At 40.4% G+C, this 15,899-nt stretch carries 18 protein-coding genes; all 18 read right to left on the reverse strand.

The window, feature by feature from the left end; all coding sequences use genetic code 11:
- Nucleotides 1–286: 286 nt before the first annotated feature.
- The 18 genes from JOC36_RS00005 to mutL all read right to left on the reverse strand — a co-directional run bounded on the left by JOC36_RS00005 (nucleotide 287) and on the right by mutL (nucleotide 15,887).
- A complete protein-coding gene (locus JOC36_RS00005; protein WP_205144461.1) occupies nucleotides 287–673 on the reverse strand; it encodes a hypothetical protein in 387 nt (128 codons plus the stop codon).
- A 7-nt stretch (nucleotides 674–680) separates the two neighbouring features.
- On the reverse strand, nucleotides 681–1,076 hold the full coding sequence (locus tag JOC36_RS00010; protein WP_205144462.1) for a CvfD/Ygs/GSP13 family RNA-binding post-transcriptional regulator: 396 nt from the start codon (nucleotides 1,074–1,076) through the stop codon (nucleotides 681–683).
- A 67-nt stretch (nucleotides 1,077–1,143) separates the two neighbouring features.
- Nucleotides 1,144–1,728 carry a peptidylprolyl isomerase gene (locus JOC36_RS00015; RefSeq protein ID WP_205144463.1) on the reverse strand — a complete coding sequence of 195 codons (585 nt, stop codon included), beginning with the start codon at nucleotides 1,726–1,728 and terminating at the stop codon, nucleotides 1,144–1,146.
- A gap of 137 nt (nucleotides 1,729–1,865) precedes the next feature.
- Complete coding sequence (gene rpoZ / locus JOC36_RS00020; protein ID WP_205144464.1) at nucleotides 1,866–2,081, reverse strand: DNA-directed RNA polymerase subunit omega; 216 nt, start codon at nucleotides 2,079–2,081, stop codon at nucleotides 1,866–1,868.
- On the reverse strand, nucleotides 2,078–2,698 hold the full coding sequence (gene gmk / locus JOC36_RS00025) for a guanylate kinase (protein WP_205144465.1): 621 nt from the start codon (nucleotides 2,696–2,698) through the stop codon (nucleotides 2,078–2,080). Before gmk ends, rpoZ begins: the two co-directional genes overlap by 4 nt.
- A 66-nt stretch (nucleotides 2,699–2,764) precedes the next feature.
- Entirely contained in the window at nucleotides 2,765–4,462 is a 1,698-nt protein-coding gene (recN, locus tag JOC36_RS00030) for a DNA repair protein RecN (RefSeq protein ID WP_205144466.1), read from the reverse strand.
- 33 nt (nucleotides 4,463–4,495) lie between these two features.
- Nucleotides 4,496–4,933, reverse strand: a complete 438-nt coding sequence (locus tag JOC36_RS00035; RefSeq protein WP_205144467.1) for an arginine repressor — start codon at nucleotides 4,931–4,933, stop codon at nucleotides 4,496–4,498.
- On the reverse strand, nucleotides 4,920–5,768 hold the full coding sequence (locus JOC36_RS00040) for a TlyA family RNA methyltransferase (protein WP_205144468.1): 849 nt from the start codon (nucleotides 5,766–5,768) through the stop codon (nucleotides 4,920–4,922). The genes JOC36_RS00035 and JOC36_RS00040 overlap by 14 nt, the downstream gene beginning before the upstream one ends.
- Nucleotides 5,768–6,631, reverse strand: a complete 864-nt coding sequence (locus JOC36_RS00045; protein ID WP_205144469.1) for a polyprenyl synthetase family protein — start codon at nucleotides 6,629–6,631, stop codon at nucleotides 5,768–5,770. Before JOC36_RS00045 ends, JOC36_RS00040 begins: the two co-directional genes overlap by 1 nt.
- Nucleotides 6,632–6,633: 2 nt before the next feature.
- Nucleotides 6,634–6,858: an exodeoxyribonuclease VII small subunit gene (locus JOC36_RS00050; protein WP_205144923.1), complete on the reverse strand. Its 225-nt coding sequence runs from the start codon at nucleotides 6,856–6,858 to the stop codon at nucleotides 6,634–6,636.
- A complete protein-coding gene (gene xseA / locus JOC36_RS00055) occupies nucleotides 6,848–8,116 on the reverse strand; it encodes an exodeoxyribonuclease VII large subunit (RefSeq protein ID WP_205144470.1) in 1,269 nt (422 codons plus the stop codon). The genes JOC36_RS00050 and xseA overlap by 11 nt, the downstream gene beginning before the upstream one ends.
- Entirely contained in the window at nucleotides 8,101–8,991 is an 891-nt protein-coding gene (locus tag JOC36_RS00060; protein WP_205144471.1) for a bifunctional 5,10-methylenetetrahydrofolate dehydrogenase/5,10-methenyltetrahydrofolate cyclohydrolase, read from the reverse strand. The genes xseA and JOC36_RS00060 overlap by 16 nt, the downstream gene beginning before the upstream one ends.
- Nucleotides 8,992–9,100: 109 nt before the next feature.
- The gene (locus tag JOC36_RS00065; RefSeq protein ID WP_205144472.1) at nucleotides 9,101–9,622 is read right to left on the reverse strand and encodes an ECF-type riboflavin transporter substrate-binding protein; all 522 of its coding nucleotides are present in this window, start codon (nucleotides 9,620–9,622) and stop codon (nucleotides 9,101–9,103) included.
- 2 nt (nucleotides 9,623–9,624) lie between these two features.
- The gene (locus JOC36_RS00070; RefSeq protein ID WP_205144473.1) at nucleotides 9,625–10,116 is read right to left on the reverse strand and encodes a hypothetical protein; all 492 of its coding nucleotides are present in this window, start codon (nucleotides 10,114–10,116) and stop codon (nucleotides 9,625–9,627) included.
- Between the two features lie 126 nt (nucleotides 10,117–10,242).
- A complete protein-coding gene (locus JOC36_RS00075; RefSeq protein ID WP_205144474.1) occupies nucleotides 10,243–10,977 on the reverse strand; it encodes a glucosamine-6-phosphate deaminase in 735 nt (244 codons plus the stop codon).
- Nucleotides 10,978–11,105: 128 nt separating this feature from the next.
- A complete protein-coding gene (gene thrS / locus JOC36_RS00080) occupies nucleotides 11,106–13,067 on the reverse strand; it encodes a threonine--tRNA ligase (RefSeq protein ID WP_205144475.1) in 1,962 nt (653 codons plus the stop codon).
- A gap of 326 nt (nucleotides 13,068–13,393) precedes the next feature.
- Entirely contained in the window at nucleotides 13,394–13,855 is a 462-nt protein-coding gene (locus JOC36_RS00085) for a flavodoxin domain-containing protein (protein ID WP_239517481.1), read from the reverse strand.
- 22 nt (nucleotides 13,856–13,877) lie between these two features.
- Nucleotides 13,878–15,887, reverse strand: coding sequence for a DNA mismatch repair endonuclease MutL (gene mutL, locus JOC36_RS00090; protein WP_205144476.1), 2,010 nt, complete (start codon nucleotides 15,885–15,887; stop codon nucleotides 13,878–13,880).
- Between the last annotated feature and the right edge of the window lie 12 nt (nucleotides 15,888–15,899).

Here is a 15,899-nt window from a genome sequence, read left to right on the forward strand (position 1 = left end):
AGCGAATTGACTTCGCAAATGTTTTGCACCAACTATGTTGGTGACCCTACACATTTGTTAATATCGAAACGATATTCAGTTTTCAATGATCTACTGTTGGACGGAAAGGATAATTCCTTAACGCAACTTTTATATTATAGCAAGCGGTTTAACCGTCGTCAATAAGTAATTTGAAGACTTTCAAACTTTTTATTTGCTACGCCGTTACATCTCGTAACAACTTTTAAAATATTACAGACATTTCACGTAATTGTCAATTACTATTTTAAACTTTTAGAGTGTTTTTTTAATCTAAACCGATAACCCCTGACATATCAACATTTTTTACCAAGCTAACTGCATCACGTGCATTAACAAATTCCATGCCAACCGCTTCTAAGCGATCAAAGTTTAACAAGGCGTCATCAATTACCTCAAAAGTAAACAATGAAGTTGAATCGATTGAATCATCACGACCTTCTCGGTGCCAAACTGCTAGCTCACCTAATCGTAAATTATCAAGATTCAATCCCAATTGATCTTTCATCCCTGCTAAAAGTGCACCTAAGGCTGTATCATCTTCATGCTGGTGCATTCTAACCGTATAAAACTCGCTAATAGGCAAGCCGTCTTTGACCATAAAAAAAGACTGATCATCCCGCGTAAAAATAATTGTTCCAGCTATCAAAGTCATAATTCTCCTACTTTCCAAGACGTGTTAACGCCTCATCCAACTGACAATCAAAATTAGTATCAATTGTCTCAAATCCAATTTCGGCGTGTTGCTTCGTCCAAAAATGGTGATACGTATTACCAAAAGTATGCTTTTCAGTAAAATCGATTTGTGGTAAATCTGCTAAATCTTGCAAACTTCGTTGTGATAATGAAATTTTTTGATCATATTCATCGATGTCAAGAATCATCACTTGAATCGTTTGACCAATCGACAATTCATTTGCAACATGCTTAATATAGGCTGAACGACATTCAGAAATATGAATTAAGCCTTGCGTTGATTCATCCAATTGAACAAATGCACCGTACGGTTGTATCCCGGTCACTGTTCCCGTTAATATGTCACCAATTTGATAGGTCATAATCTTCCTTTCTGTCTATTTCATAGTATGTATACAGAGTTGCACAACTCTGCGAAATTTAAATATGTTATTTTTCAACAGAAGCCTTCATAATCTTGACATCCTCAACTGGCTTATCTGCAAAATCAACCTTTACCTTAGCAATCGCATCAACAACATCCATGCCTACTACAACTTGTCCAAAGACCGTATGCTTACCATCCAGCCAAGGGGTTCCCCCTTCATTAGCATAATGAGTAATGACATCATCATCAACATCTCCACGAAGTGCTTTAAGCATTCTTGCTGGTACACGCGTTGCTTGAACAATAAAGAATTGTGATCCATTTGTATTTGGACCAGCATTAGCCATCGAAAGCGCTCCTCTAAAATTAAAGAGCTTGTCTGAAAATTCATCTTCAAACTTCTTACCAAAAATAGATGAACCACCCATTCCAGTCCCCGAAGGATCTCCACCCTGAAGCATAAAGTCCGAAATTACCCGATGAAAAATTGTGCCATCATAATAACCATCTTCAATTAAACCAATAAAATTTTCGACAGTCTTAGGGGCTTCTTCAGGAAACAAAACAACTTTAATTGTGCCCTTGGTCGTTTCTAAAGTAGCTAGTGGTCGTTGTGTTTCTGACACATTCTCTTGCAATAAATCCATGATTCACCTATCCCTATTATCAAATTATTCAATCATATTGTTGTCTAAATTATAGCATACCAATCCGGGTTCTCAAGCAAGCACCCTTAGTTTCTAAATCAGTCCACAAAAAAAGCCGATCAATAGATCGGCTCTTTTTAATCATCTAATTTAGCAGGCTTTGGATCGATAACCACATTACCAGCTTCAATTTCTTCAAAGGCTTTTCCGATTGGCTTAACAGAATCGAATTCACCTAATGTTGGCAAATCACCTTGCTCTAGCTCATGAGCGCGCTTAGCACCCAAAGCAATTAACTTATAACGTGAATCAACACGTTCCAACAACTTATCAACTGATGGATATAAAATCATGACTCTTCTAGCTCCTCAATCATTGCATTGTATTCAGGTAATACGCGATTAACCCGAAGTCGTTCTACTTTAATAATGTCTTTAATGCGTTGTACGGCTAAAGGCACCTCATCATTCACAACAGCATAATCGTAATTTGCCATCATTTGAATTTCTTTAGTAGCAGCTTGCACGCGCCGTTCAATCACATCGGGTTGCTCCGTTCCACGATTTATCAAGCGTTCCTTTAATGCTTGTAAATCAGGTGGCGTCAAGAAAATATACGCCCCTTCAGGCATCTTCTCTTTGACCTGAAGCGCCCCTTGAACTTCAATCTCCAATAACACATCTTTACCTTCTGCTAGGGTTTTATCAATAAACGACTTTGGCGTTCCATAATAATTCCCAACGTATTCCGCGTATTCTAGCATTTCACCTTGGGCAATGTTATTTTCAAATTCCTCACGGGTAACAAAAAAATAATCCTCACCGTCGACTTCACCCTCGCGCGGTTGGCGAGTTGTCATCGAAATTGAGTATTGAAAGTCAACGTCTGGCTCTTCAAATAAAGCCTTGCGCACAGTTCCCTTTCCAACACCTGATGGTCCAGATAATACAATTAAAACGCCACGCTTCATGCTCTGCTACTCCCTTTTTTTGCTAAGTATCATTTAATTGTACCTGTTTTTTTAGCAAGTTACAACTTATTTAGCTGATAATCGTCGGTCCTTTTCACGTTGAATCAAGTCACGTGCGTTTTCCTTAGCCGCTTGTGTTAATTCATCTCCCGACAACATCCGGGCAATTTCATCAATCCGTTGTGTCGCATCCAACTGTTTGACCGTTGTCTCAGTACGACCATCCTTGACTGACTTTTCAATAAAGTCATGATGATCAGCTACAGCAGCAACTTGTGGTAAATGCGTAATTGTCAAAGCTTGGGAATGACGACCAATATCTGAAATCTTTTCAGCAATGGCCTGAGCCACTCGTCCAGATACACCCGTATCAACTTCATCAAAGATAATTGACGTCACTCCTTGTTCACGAGAAAAAATCATCTTCATTGCCAACATCATCCGAGAAAGTTCACCACCAGAAGCGATTTTAACAAGTGGTTTTGCGCTTTCGCCCGGATTAGTTTGAATGTAAAATTCAACGTTATCATACCCAGTTGCTTGCAATTGCTTGCTTTGCGTAAAGTGCACTGAAAACTGAGCTTTTTCCATATACAAATCTTTTAATTGTTCATGAATCTGTTCAGCCAAACGTTTAGCTGCTTTCTGACGAATTTGATGCAATTCATCCGCTGTTGCTTTCGCAGTTTCATAGGCTTGTTGGGTCTGTTGCTCCAATTCTTCAGTTGATTGTTGAGGCCCTCCCATCTTAGCTAGTTCCGCATCAACCTGGGCTTGATGGTTCAAAACATCTGAAATTGTTGCACCATACTTTTGTTCGAGTGAACGAATCAAATTCAAGCGTTCTTCGACATAAGCTAAACGTTCACCATCAAATTCCAATCCATCATGCACTGATTCAATTTCTGAGGCAACATCTTGTAAATTATAAAAACTTTCTCGCATACTTTCAGCTAACTGTTTATAGCGACTACCAAAGTCTTCAATATCTTCAAGCGCACTCAACGCAGTTCCAACACTACTTAAGGCATTCGCTTCCCAGTCACCATCTAGGACTTCATGCGCTTTACCGAGTGCTTCCATCACATCTTGATAATTAGAAAGCTCCTGATATTCTTGTTCGAGATCAGCTTCTTCGCCTTCAACCAAATTAGCCGAATTTAATTCTTCACTCTGAAAAGTTAGCATATCCATTCTTTGCGCCCAAGCTTGTTCATTTTCCTGACGCTCACGTAATGTTTTTTGCAAACTTATATAGTTTTGATAATCCTCTTGATAGCGCTTCATAACCGGAGTTAGTGGTTTAGCTGCATATTCATCAAGCAACTTTAAATGTTCATCTACTTGCATCAACGCTTGATGTTCATTTTGTCCATGAATGTCGACTAAATGATTACCAATTTCTTTTAAGGCAGTTGCGTTCAACAAGGTGCCGTTAACACGAATCACATTCCGTCCATTGCGATGTAATTCACGATGAATCAAAAGTTGTTGTTCATCCAATTCAATCCCATATTTGTCTAAAGCGGTCATCAAGGGCTGATCTGTCTCATCAACATCCCATAGTCCTTGCAAAACTGCTTTGTCGGCTCCTTCTCGGATGAAGTCCTGTGATCCACGACCTCCAGTTAACAACCCCACTGCATCGATAATAATGGACTTACCAGCCCCTGTTTCACCTGTTAGGACCGTCATGCCACTATCAAAACTTAAATTCAATTTTGGAATAATCGCAAAATTTTGAATTGATAATTCTTGTAACATGCATTGCCTCCTTCCGAACCAATGTGCAATTCTCTATAGATTTTGAATAAAATCAGCCCCGTTCACATTTGAACGTAAAATCATTAATACGCTCGCATCATCACTCATGGTTCCAAATACTTCATCAAATGCAATTGCATCAATAATTGCCTTTAAAGCTGGTCCTGAACCAGGTGCAACCTGAATATACACTAGATTATCTTGATGAGCGATTTTTGATTCCGGCTCAGCAATAATCGCTTTTAGTTGATTCAAAGATGAATCATCTGTTAAAACCGCGTACTTAAAACGTCCGTCAGTTTGTGGCACTTTGGTCAATTGCATCTGAGCAACATCCCGCGAAATTGTCGCTTGCGTCACTTGCCAACCTTGATCATTCAGAGCCTGAACGAGATCTTCTTGTTTTTGAATATTTTGCGTCTCGATAATTGATTTAATAGCCGCTTGGCGGGCTTGCTTATTTCTCACCATGCTCGTTTTCCTCACGATGTGCATTAAGTTGCTGATGTGCTGCTGTAACAACCTGTTCAACCGCATCAGCTGATAATTGGTTCTGCCCACCATCTAACACTAAATCAGCGATAAATTCGATATTTCCTGAACCACCTTTAATCGGCGAATAATCTAGGCCAGCTAAACTAAACCCATTTTCTTTTGCGAACTGCATCACTTGTTCAATCACACTCAAATGTGTTTTAGCATCCTTAACAATGCCATGCTTACCAACTAATTCTCGTCCAGCTTCGAATTGGGGCTTAATTAGCGTAGCTACATGACCACCAGCTGTTAAAATTTCTGAGAGTGGTGGCAAAATTAAATTCAACGAAATAAACGATACATCAATGGTGGCAATTTCAGGCTGTCCTGCCGTGAAATCATCTTTTTTTGCATAACGGAAATTTGTATTTTCCATTACAATGACCCGTTCATCTGAACGCAATTTCCAAACTAACTGATTTGTACCAACATCTAACGCGTACACTTTTTTTGCTCCATTTTGCAGAGCGACATCCGTAAAGCCACCAGTTGATGATCCAATATCCAACACGATTTTATCTTTGAAATCAAGTCCAAAAATCTCAATCGCCTTTGCTAATTTAAAGCCACCTCGTGAAACATATGGCATTGGTGCACCTTTCAAGTGTAAATCAACGGTAACTGGAATTTTTTCACCAGCTTTATCCATCCGTTGTTCATTTTCACCCAAAATTTCGCCAGCCATGATGGCACGTTTAGCTTGTTCACGTGAAGTAAATAAACCTTGTTGGACTGCTAAGACGTCCACACGTTCCTTTTCTACTACCATTATTTCTCCAATGTTGTCTCAAAATATTTCAAAAAAGATTTCAATAATGAAATATCAATTTGATTCCGCTCTTTTAAAGCAACCAAAGCCAAGTTGGCTTCTTGTACCGCTTGACTTAAAGCATTCTTCGCATCTTTTACTCCCAAAATAGCCGGATAAGATTGTTTATCAGCTTGACCATCTTGAGCTAAATCATCCAAATCATCCTTAATTTGAAAAGCCAATCCATAAGCTGCACCAAACGTATCAAGGGACTGTAAATCCAGCGCATCCACCTTGGCCATCATGCCACCAGCAACTAAAGCATAACGAATTAAAGCCCCCGTCTTTTTTTCATGAACTTGCGTCGCTAGTGACAAATCAATTTGTTCAGCACCAGTTGCTTGCATATCTAGCACTTGACCGCCGACCATTCCATTCGGCCCAACCGCCCGTGAAAGGGCCCGCGTTAAATTATTCTTTTGTTCATCCGACAAGTTATCTGCATCAGCAAGCCACTGAAAGGCTAACGGTTGCATGGCATCCCCAGCTAAAATTGCCAAATCCTCGCCAAATTGGATATGCGTCGTGGGTTTTCCGCGTCGCTCCACATCATTATCCATGGCAGGTAGATCATCATGAATTAAGCTATACGTATGCATCAATTCAACTGCACTCGCTGGCAGCACATAATCAGCAACCGACTGATGATAAGTATCTAAAACGGCCAAAGTTAATAAGGGCCGCAAGCGCTTCCCACCGGCCATCACGGCATAAATCATCGCTTCTTGTAGCGCCGGTGTCTCTACATCTTGCTGCAATTTTTGAGCCATCGCATCCTGAATGACTGGCACCCACTGCGTTTGAAAAGTCTTTAAATCCATCATTATCCCTCAGGTGTGAAGTCAGTAGCATTGCCATTTTCATCTACGATTTTAGCTAAACTTTGCTCCGCATTTTGTAAGGTCTTTTGTAACTCTTTACTCAACTTGACCCCTGTTTCAAATTGCGTTAATGCTTCTTCGAGCGGGACATCACCCTTTTCTAATTGCGCCACAATCTGTTCAAGGGTCGCAAGATTTTCTTCAAAAGTTGGTTTATCAGTCATTATTTTCTCCAATTTCTGTAATAGTAGCGCGGGCAGTCCCTTTTGCCAAACGAATTTCAACTGGATCGTCCACTTCAATTTGTGCGGTATCCGTTAAAACTTGTCCATCTTTTTCGACCAAGCTGTAGCCTCGACCCAAGATAGACAAGGGGCTCACTAACTGTAGTCCCGCAGCTGCTTTACTAAACCGTTGTTGTTTTGTTTCTAAGATATGTTGCATCGCTGGTAATAAGCGTGCATCAGCAGTTGTTAATTGTTGCCGTCGTTGCTTAAGCAAATAAGCTAACGATTGTGTCGAACTTTTCTGAGCTAAATCAACCCGTTGCAAATAACCTTCATAAAGACGCTCTGGTTGCGTTAAAACATAACTATTCGCTACACGCTGATAACGCTCATCCACTTGTTTAATTTGGCGTTGCATTTGAGCCACTAAACGCTGTTCTAGTTGTTGTAACCCTTGCCAGACATCCGTCAACATAAATGGTGTCGCTAATTCGGCAGCAGCAGTTGGTGTCGCCGCTCGCTTATCGGCAATAAAATCAGCGATAGTTGTATCTGTCTCATGACCCACTGAACTAATAATTGGCATCGGCATCTGTAGCATTGTTTTAGCGAGAGTTTCATCATTAAAAGCCCACAAATCTTCAATCGATCCGCCGCCACGACCAATAATCAAAACATCAATGTCGTCACGTTGGGCAACCGCCTGCAACTGTTTAATCAACGAAGGTACAGCATTTTCCCCCTGGACAACAGCTGGATACAAATCCACCTCTGCAATTGGATAACGCCGTTGCACAGTCGTCAAAATATCACGAATAACCGCCCCACTAGGCGATGTAATCACTGCAATTTTCTTAGGAAAACGCGGAATATTTCGTTGTAACTGATCAAACCAACCTGCTTGTTGTAACTTTTGCTTCAACTGCTCATAAGCTTGATAAAGCGCCCCAATACCATCCGGTTCCATTTTTTCAACAATGATACTGTATGATCCGTTTGGCGCATATAAATCAATATGCCCCACCACATTAACTTTCATACCAGCTTCAAGTTGAAAAGGTAATTTGTCAAAAACACCCTTAAACATCGTCGCGTTAATTACCGCAGATTCATCTTTGAGTGAAAAATATTGGTGCCCACGCCGTGGACGAAAATTGGAAATTTCTCCAGTCACATAGACTTTTTTTAAATATGGATCTGCTGTAAATTTACGTTTTAAATACTTGGTTAGCGTTGTAACCGTTAAATATTCTGCCATCCTGCCTCCAATTGAATGCCATGATGTATTGCCGCTAACTCAACGGTTGTTTCTAATAGGGTTGCAATCGTCATTGGTCCCACCCCACCTGGCACAGGTGTAATTAAACTAGCTTTGGGTTCGGCTGCTTCAAAATCAACATCACCGATTAATTTCCCATCGTCCATGCGATTAATCCCAACATCAATCACGACGGCTCCAGGTTTAATATCTTCGCCTTGAATCAACTTAGGAACACCAACTGCAACAACAATTAAATCAGCTTGCTGTAATAATTGATGACGCAATGCCTCTGGCGTATGGCGATGCAATAAGCTAACGGTCGCATTTTCGCGTTGCAACAATGCAAACATAGGTGTGCCGACCAAGACTGAGCGACCAACAACGACAGCATTCTTTCCTGATAATTCGACATGTTCATGATGTAACATTGTCATCACACCACGTGGTGTATTCGCAACCGGGAAAAAGCCCTTGCGATCCGCAAACAACTGCCCCACATTTTCAGGATGGAAACCATCAACATCTTTTTGGGGCAAAATAGCTTCTTGAATACGTTGCTCATTAATATGGTCAGGCAATGGACTTTGTACCAAAATGGCATCAATTGCAGGATCCGCATTCAATCCCTCAATTTTGGCGATTAATTCTGCTTCTGAAAGACTTGCATCATACTGAAAAGTTTGAGCCGCAACGCCAACTTTTTCAGCTGCACGGCCCTTATTACGCACATAAATTTCACTAGCTGGATCATCACCAACTAAAATAACGGCCAAGCCGGGAATAACATTTGCTTCATTCAAAACCGCTACTTGTTTTTTAACTGCTGCTCGGAGTTCCTTTGCAATTAAACGACCATCAATAATCTCTGCCATTGCCATCACCTCTTTTTATTCATTTATATTGCATAATTTTAGCACACTTTTTAAAGAACTGGGTTGAGACTTGCAATTAAAAAGCCAAGTCAGCTGACTTGGCTTTAGCTTATGATTTGAAAAAATAATGGTAAAAGAATAAAAATAAACTACCAAAAATAGCAATGACGATAGTATTAGCCAATGCCGCAAAGAGACCTTGTTGAAAAACAAAAATCCAATCGGATTTATAAATTAGAAAATCTCCCAACGGTGCAATTAAGCCCCATGCCAATAAATTGGCTAATAACTGCCATAAATTAAATGCAAAAAATTGTCGCACATTAAATGGACGCGCCATTAATTTGAGCCGTAACGAAATTAGACCCAATAGCAATCCATAAATGCCCTCAGCAATAATCCAAGTCCACCAAACAATCGAATAATTCAAACTGTCATATAAAAAATGGCCTAAAAAGCCGACCCCCATCGTACCAATCGGTCCTAATATGAAAGACGCTAACGTCAAAACCGCTGGTTCGAAAGAAATCACCGTATTTGGCACCGCAAATGGCAAACTTAAAAATTGATAAGCTAACGCACCCAACACGGCAAATACCGCTACTAGCCCACACTTTTTTAAGAATTTCATGGTTATGCATCTCCATCTGTTTGCGCTGTTTCATCAGCCGCTTCTGCAGCCTGCGCTTGTTCTTGTTCATTAATCAAGTTAATTTTTTCATCGAAATATGCCGCAATTTTAGTGGCTACAGAATCAAAATCATCTAAATAAGTGGCTACGCTCGCTGCATAATCAATGCGCAACTTAGAATGTGAAACATATGGGCTTTCCACAATCATATATAAATTAACATCTTTTTCAGGTTCATTAATCACGATTTTGCTTATACCATTTACATAGCGTAGTGGCAAATTAATCAAATTAGACTCCAAGCGCAAATGGATTGGTTCATCTCCACTAATGATAATTTCTGCACTAACCAAATCACCTTGTTTTAAAGTCTTAGTCACAAAATCAAATAAATCATCTAAATTAATGGTACTTTGATCTGCTGCTGTAAATGATGCGGTTTTAACCTCATCCTGCTTTAATCGTTCAATTAACGCATTTCCCTCTAATTTCATTTGACCAACCACTTTCTATAAATATCATTAACTTAGTGTAGCATAATTGGTTTTAATAAAAAAAGCGATGCCCAATAACTTAGGCATCACTTAAAGAAATTTAAAATGTTTTCGTTACTTGCTCGCCTAGCCAGCAAAATCTGTCATTTCTACGTTGCCTGACAATTGACCAGCTGCAGCTTCATCGACAATCACAGTCACGTTATCATGCTTTTGCAAAATAGAAGCAGGCATCTCTTCTGTAACTTGTCCTTCGACCATGGCTGCAACAGCAGCAGCCTTTGCTTCACCATAAGCAACTAACAAAATGTTCTTTGACTTCATGATGCTAGCAATCCCCATTGAGTATGCATAACGTGGCACATCTTTTTCATCAGCGAAGAAACGTGCATTTGCATCAATTGTTGACTGGGTCAAAGCAACCTTGTGTGTAGGCTCGGTGAAAGGTGTTCCAGGTTCGTTGAAGCCAATGTGACCATTAATGCCCAAACCAAGCAATTGTAGGTCAATTGGGTTTTCGTCAATGATGTTTTCATAACGCTTTACTTCGGCATCAGCATCTTCTGCCAAACCATTTGGCACGTAGCTCTTAGCAAATGGCTTAGCATCGAATAAGTGTTCTTGCATGAAATGACGGTAGCTTTGATCATCATCAGGTCCCAAGCCAACATATTCATCCAAATTAATTGATGTCTTATCACTAAAATCAACATCAGAAGCAGTTAATTGCTCATAAATTGAAATTGGTGTTGAACCTGTTGCCAAACCAAAAGTTGTGGCTCCCGCGTCCAAAGCAGCCTTAAATTGAGCAAATCCTGCTTGTCCACCCATTGCTTGATCTTTTACTTTAATAATCTTCATTTTAACATTCCCCTTGTCATTTCTGGTATAGACCAATAATAACACAGTGGTATAGACCATACAAGCCCCGACTGCTTTTTTTGCAAAAAAAAGACGACTTTTTTCAAAATCGCCTTTAAATCAATTAATTAAGCTTCTGGTTCTGCGTTAGCATCACGAGAATAACTTGCAATGTCAGCTTGTAATTCAGCTTCAAAGTCTTCAAACGACTTTGATTCCGTATCGTTTGAACCAAAATGACGAACTGTGACTGAATGATTTGCCACTTCTTCATCACCAACAACCAAAGTATACGGAACCTTCGAAGTTTGTGCATCACGAATTAAGTAACCCATCTTTTCGTTACGATCATCATATTCAGCACGGATACCTTGCTTAACTAAACGTTGCTTCAATTCTTGTGCATATTCACCGTGAGCTTCACGGTTAACTGGAATAATCCGCACTTGTTGTGGTGCTAGCCAAGTTGGGAAGGCACCTTTGTACATTTCTGTTAGATAAGCAGTGAAACGTTCCATCGTTGAGATGATACCACGATGAATCATCACAGGACGATGCTTTTCACCGTCGGCCCCAACATATTCAAGATCAAATTGTTCAGGCAACAAGAAATCCAATTGGATGGTTGATAGTGTTTCTTCACCACCCAAGGCTGTCTTAATTTGCACATCAAGCTTTGGACCGTAAAAGGCAGCTTCGCCTTCGGCCTCGAAGTAGTCAAGACCCATATCGTCCATCGCACCCTTCAACATACCTTGTGCTTTTTCCCACATTTGATCATCATCAAAGTACTTCTCAGTGTTTTGTGGATCACGATATGAAAGACGGAAACGATAATCTGTAATGTTAAAGTCATGATAAACATCAATCATTAACTTCAAAATTTTCTTGAATTCGTCTTCGATTTGTTCTGGCATCACGAATGTATGTCCATCATTCAAAGTCATTTCACGAACACGTGAAAGTCCAGTCAAAGCGCCTGACTTCTCATAACGATGCATCATACCGAGTTCAGCAACACGGAATGGCAAATCACGATATGAACGTGGCTTGTGCTTATAAACCATGATATGTGAAGGACAGTTCATTGGACGCAATTCCAAGAATTCGCCATCCCCCATATCCATAGGTGGGAACATGTCATCACGATAGTGATCCCAGTGTCCAGATTGCTTATACAAATTCAAGTTTGAGATAACTGGTGTGTAAACGTGCTTATAACCATCTTGTACTTCACGGTCAACAATATAACGTTCCAAAGTACGACGAATTGCAGCACCATTTGGCAACCAAACTGGCAATCCGGCTCCCACCTCAGGTGATGTAAAGAATAATTCTTGATCAGCACCAATTCGACGGTGGTCACGTTCCTTTGCTTCTTCACGACGCTTTAATTCAGCATCCAAATCATCTTGATTCCAAAAGGCCGTTCCATAAATCCGTTGCAACATTGGGTTTGATGACATTCCACGCCAATAAGCACCGGCAACTGAAGTAAGCTTAAAGTACTTAATCCAACCCGTTGATGGCACCAAGCCACCCTTGTCCAATTCAACATGTTCACCTTGCACCGCGATGGAAATCTTTTCATCTTCGGGCAAATCGTTAATCAATTCAATCTTGTAAGGATCATCCTTAAACATTTCCAATGCTTCATCACGCGTTACTTCACGTGATACGATTGGCAAGTTTTCCTTAACAATTTCATGCATCACTTTTTCAATTTCAGGGAATTGTTCAACATTGATTTGACCATCTGGCTTATCTGTATCGTAGTAGAAACCATTATCAATGGCTGGTCCAACGCCAAAGTGCATGTCTGGGTAAAGACGCTTCAATGCTTGAGCCAACAAATGTGATGCTGAATGGCGCAAAATTTGTAGCGCTTCAGGTTGATCCTTAGTGATTAATTCAAAATCACCATCTTCCAACACTGCATCGTTCATGCCCACATAATGACCGTTCAACTTAGCTGTGACAGCTTTTTTGGCCAATGACTTGGCAATTCCATTAGCAATTTCAAGTGGTGTTGTCCCTGCTTCATAGGTTTTTTGAGCACCATCAGGGAAAGTTAGTGTTACTTCTGCCATCATCTATACTCCTTTTTTATCATCAATAAAAATATGTTTAAAAAAACGTCCCGTCGTCATGTTTCCACAACAACGGGACGTCCAGAACGTGGTACCACCCGAGTTTCATCAAAACCCCTTTTAAAAAGTCTCAATGCTCATTTACTCTTAACGCGAGTAGACGGAATTGGTTTGCCAATTCACTCAGAAGGAGTACCGCAAGAAACATCATTGTCCATTTTCACCAACTAGGACTCTCTTTAAAGATGCTATTTTTACGACATATCTTCATCAACGTTTTATTTAACTCTATTATACGCAATATTCACTAAAAGAAAAGCCTAAAATTAGTCTTGCCCTTTAACGTGTGTCAATAAGTTTTGTACGAAAGTTGCTAAAGCTTGCTCATCCGTTGCATCAGGATATAAATTAACTTTGACCCGTTGAGCCCCTTCAATTGCACCACTTGCCTGCAAACGCTCGGCAAAGGTATCGACTGCCGTACAGTAATCATCCCCGTAAAAATCATCACCTGATCCAGCAACGCCAAAAACAATGGGGCTTAAATTAACTTCATCTAGATCTTCGTAAAAATCGAGCGTCTCATCGGGAATAGAACCCAAATCAAAGGTATAAGGAACCAAAATAAGTAAATCGGTATTTTCCTTTGAAATTGTCCGTGCATCAACCAGTTCAATTTGTTCCTTCTTCGCTGAGATACCAGCCTTCTCAAGCTCGCTTATAATAATATTTGCAACTGCTTCATTATTGCCAGTCAAAGTCGCAAACATCACACGTGTTTTAATCATCTATTTACCTCACTTCGTTCCTTTAGAATGGATGCTCATCGTACTCAACCCAAGCTTCGTGTGAATCTTGAATTCGCTTAAACATCTTTTCCATATCATTTAGGGTAAATGTTACTAAGACCGGACGACCATGTGGACAATTATACGGATTTTTGGTCTCACGTAATTGATCTAATAAGCCTTGTGCTTCAAAATCATTCAACTTCCAATGCGCTTTAATTGAACGCTTACAAGCCATCATAATGGCTGTTTTTTCACGGAATTGCGCCAACGTTAAATGATCATCACGTAAAAACCAATCAATCATCTCACGCACTGTTGCCTCCTCTTGGCCCTTTGGAAACCAAGCCGGATGATCGTGCATGATAAATGTATTGTCACCAAAGGGCTCTAAATGTAGTCCAAGTGCTTCTAATTCTGACAACTTCCCCGAAATAGTCAACGCATCTTCAGTCGAATATTCTAATACAATTGGCACAAGTAAGCGCTGACTCTCCAAGCCTTCTTTAGCAATTTCATCACGGTAATATTCATACTTAATCCGCTCTTGAGCAGCGTGTTGATCAACCATATACAATCCCGAGTCACTTTGTGCGAACAAGAATGTACCATGCATCTGTCCGATATAACTCAAATGCGGGAATTGATTATCCGCTTGGTGCTGATTCCCTTGGTCAAAATTCAGTTCGGCTTGTTGCGCCGGATATGGTGCTTTTGCCTCATCTGGTGTTTCGGTACCAAAGGCATCCACATGCTCCTGATAACGTTGCGCAAAAGCCTGCACATCTTCATGCTCTAAGTCCTGGGTTTGCGTGACCACAATTGGTGTTGTATCAGGTGTTGCTGTATCACCTGTTGCATCTGCCTGCGGTCTAGTATCCGCGATAGTTTCAATTGCAACAGAGTTTGTGGCCTCTGCTGGTGTTTTGGGGGTGTCTGCTGTGTATTCAGCCGATGCTTCATTCAATTTATTCACAAAATCAACTGATTGCTCATCCGACTCATCAGTGCCCAAATAATTTTGATAGGCATTCGGGATCAAATTTTCTTGCGCGATGCGCTCATAAATCGTCCGCTCAATCAAATCCACCAACTCATTCTCTTTAGATAGGCGGACTTCATGCTTTTGTGGATGAACATTCACATCAATTAACAATGGATCCATTTCAATTTCCAAGACACTAATTGGAAAACGACCAACCATCAGCTTGGAACCATATCCTCGTACCACAGCATTCGACAATTGATAGTTTTTAATGTAGCGACCGTTAATAATAATTGAAATATAAGAACGGTTGGCCCGCGTTAATTCAGGCAATGAAGTCAAACCACGCAAACTGAAATCATTATCATGTGCTTCAAAGCTCAACATTTTGCGAGCTTGTTGAATTCCGTAAACGTCCGAAACAACTTGTTGTAGTTGTCCATTTCCAGCAGTCTTCAAAATTTCTTTTTGATTATGCACTAAGCGGAAGCTAATATCAGGATGACTCAAGGCCAACCGGTTCATCACATCAACAATTTTCGATAGCTCCGTCGTTGGTGCTTTTAAATACTTCAAACGCGCGGGCGTATTGTAGAACAAATCGTTAACCGTAATGTCTGTTCCTAAACGTGCCGTCGCCGCTTGTTCACTAATTAACTCGCCACCTTTAATGTGCACTGACCGCCCCTCGGCTTGATTGGCTGGCGCCGTCGTTAAAGTGACATCGCTAACTGACGCAATCGAAGGTAAAGCTTCTCCACGAAAACCAAGCGAATGAATTCGAAACAAATCATGCCTTGAATTAATCTTTGATGTGGCATGGCGTTCAAATGCCTTAATAACTTCATCCGCTGGAATCCCTTGACCATCATCGATAACGCGAATTGATTTAATACCTGCTTCCTCGATTAATACATCAATATGTTGAGCTTGTGCATCAATCGCATTTTCAGCCAATTCCTTCACCACAGAAGCAGGACGTTCAATCACTTCTCCAGCAGCAATTTGATTTGCCAAATTTTCTGATAATGTTTCGATTTTAGCCAAATGCTTCACCTC

Origin of the sequence: Weissella uvarum, from assembly GCF_016908785.1 — a bacterium.
In the GTDB taxonomy this organism is placed as follows: domain Bacteria; phylum Bacillota; class Bacilli; order Lactobacillales; family Lactobacillaceae; genus Weissella; species Weissella uvarum.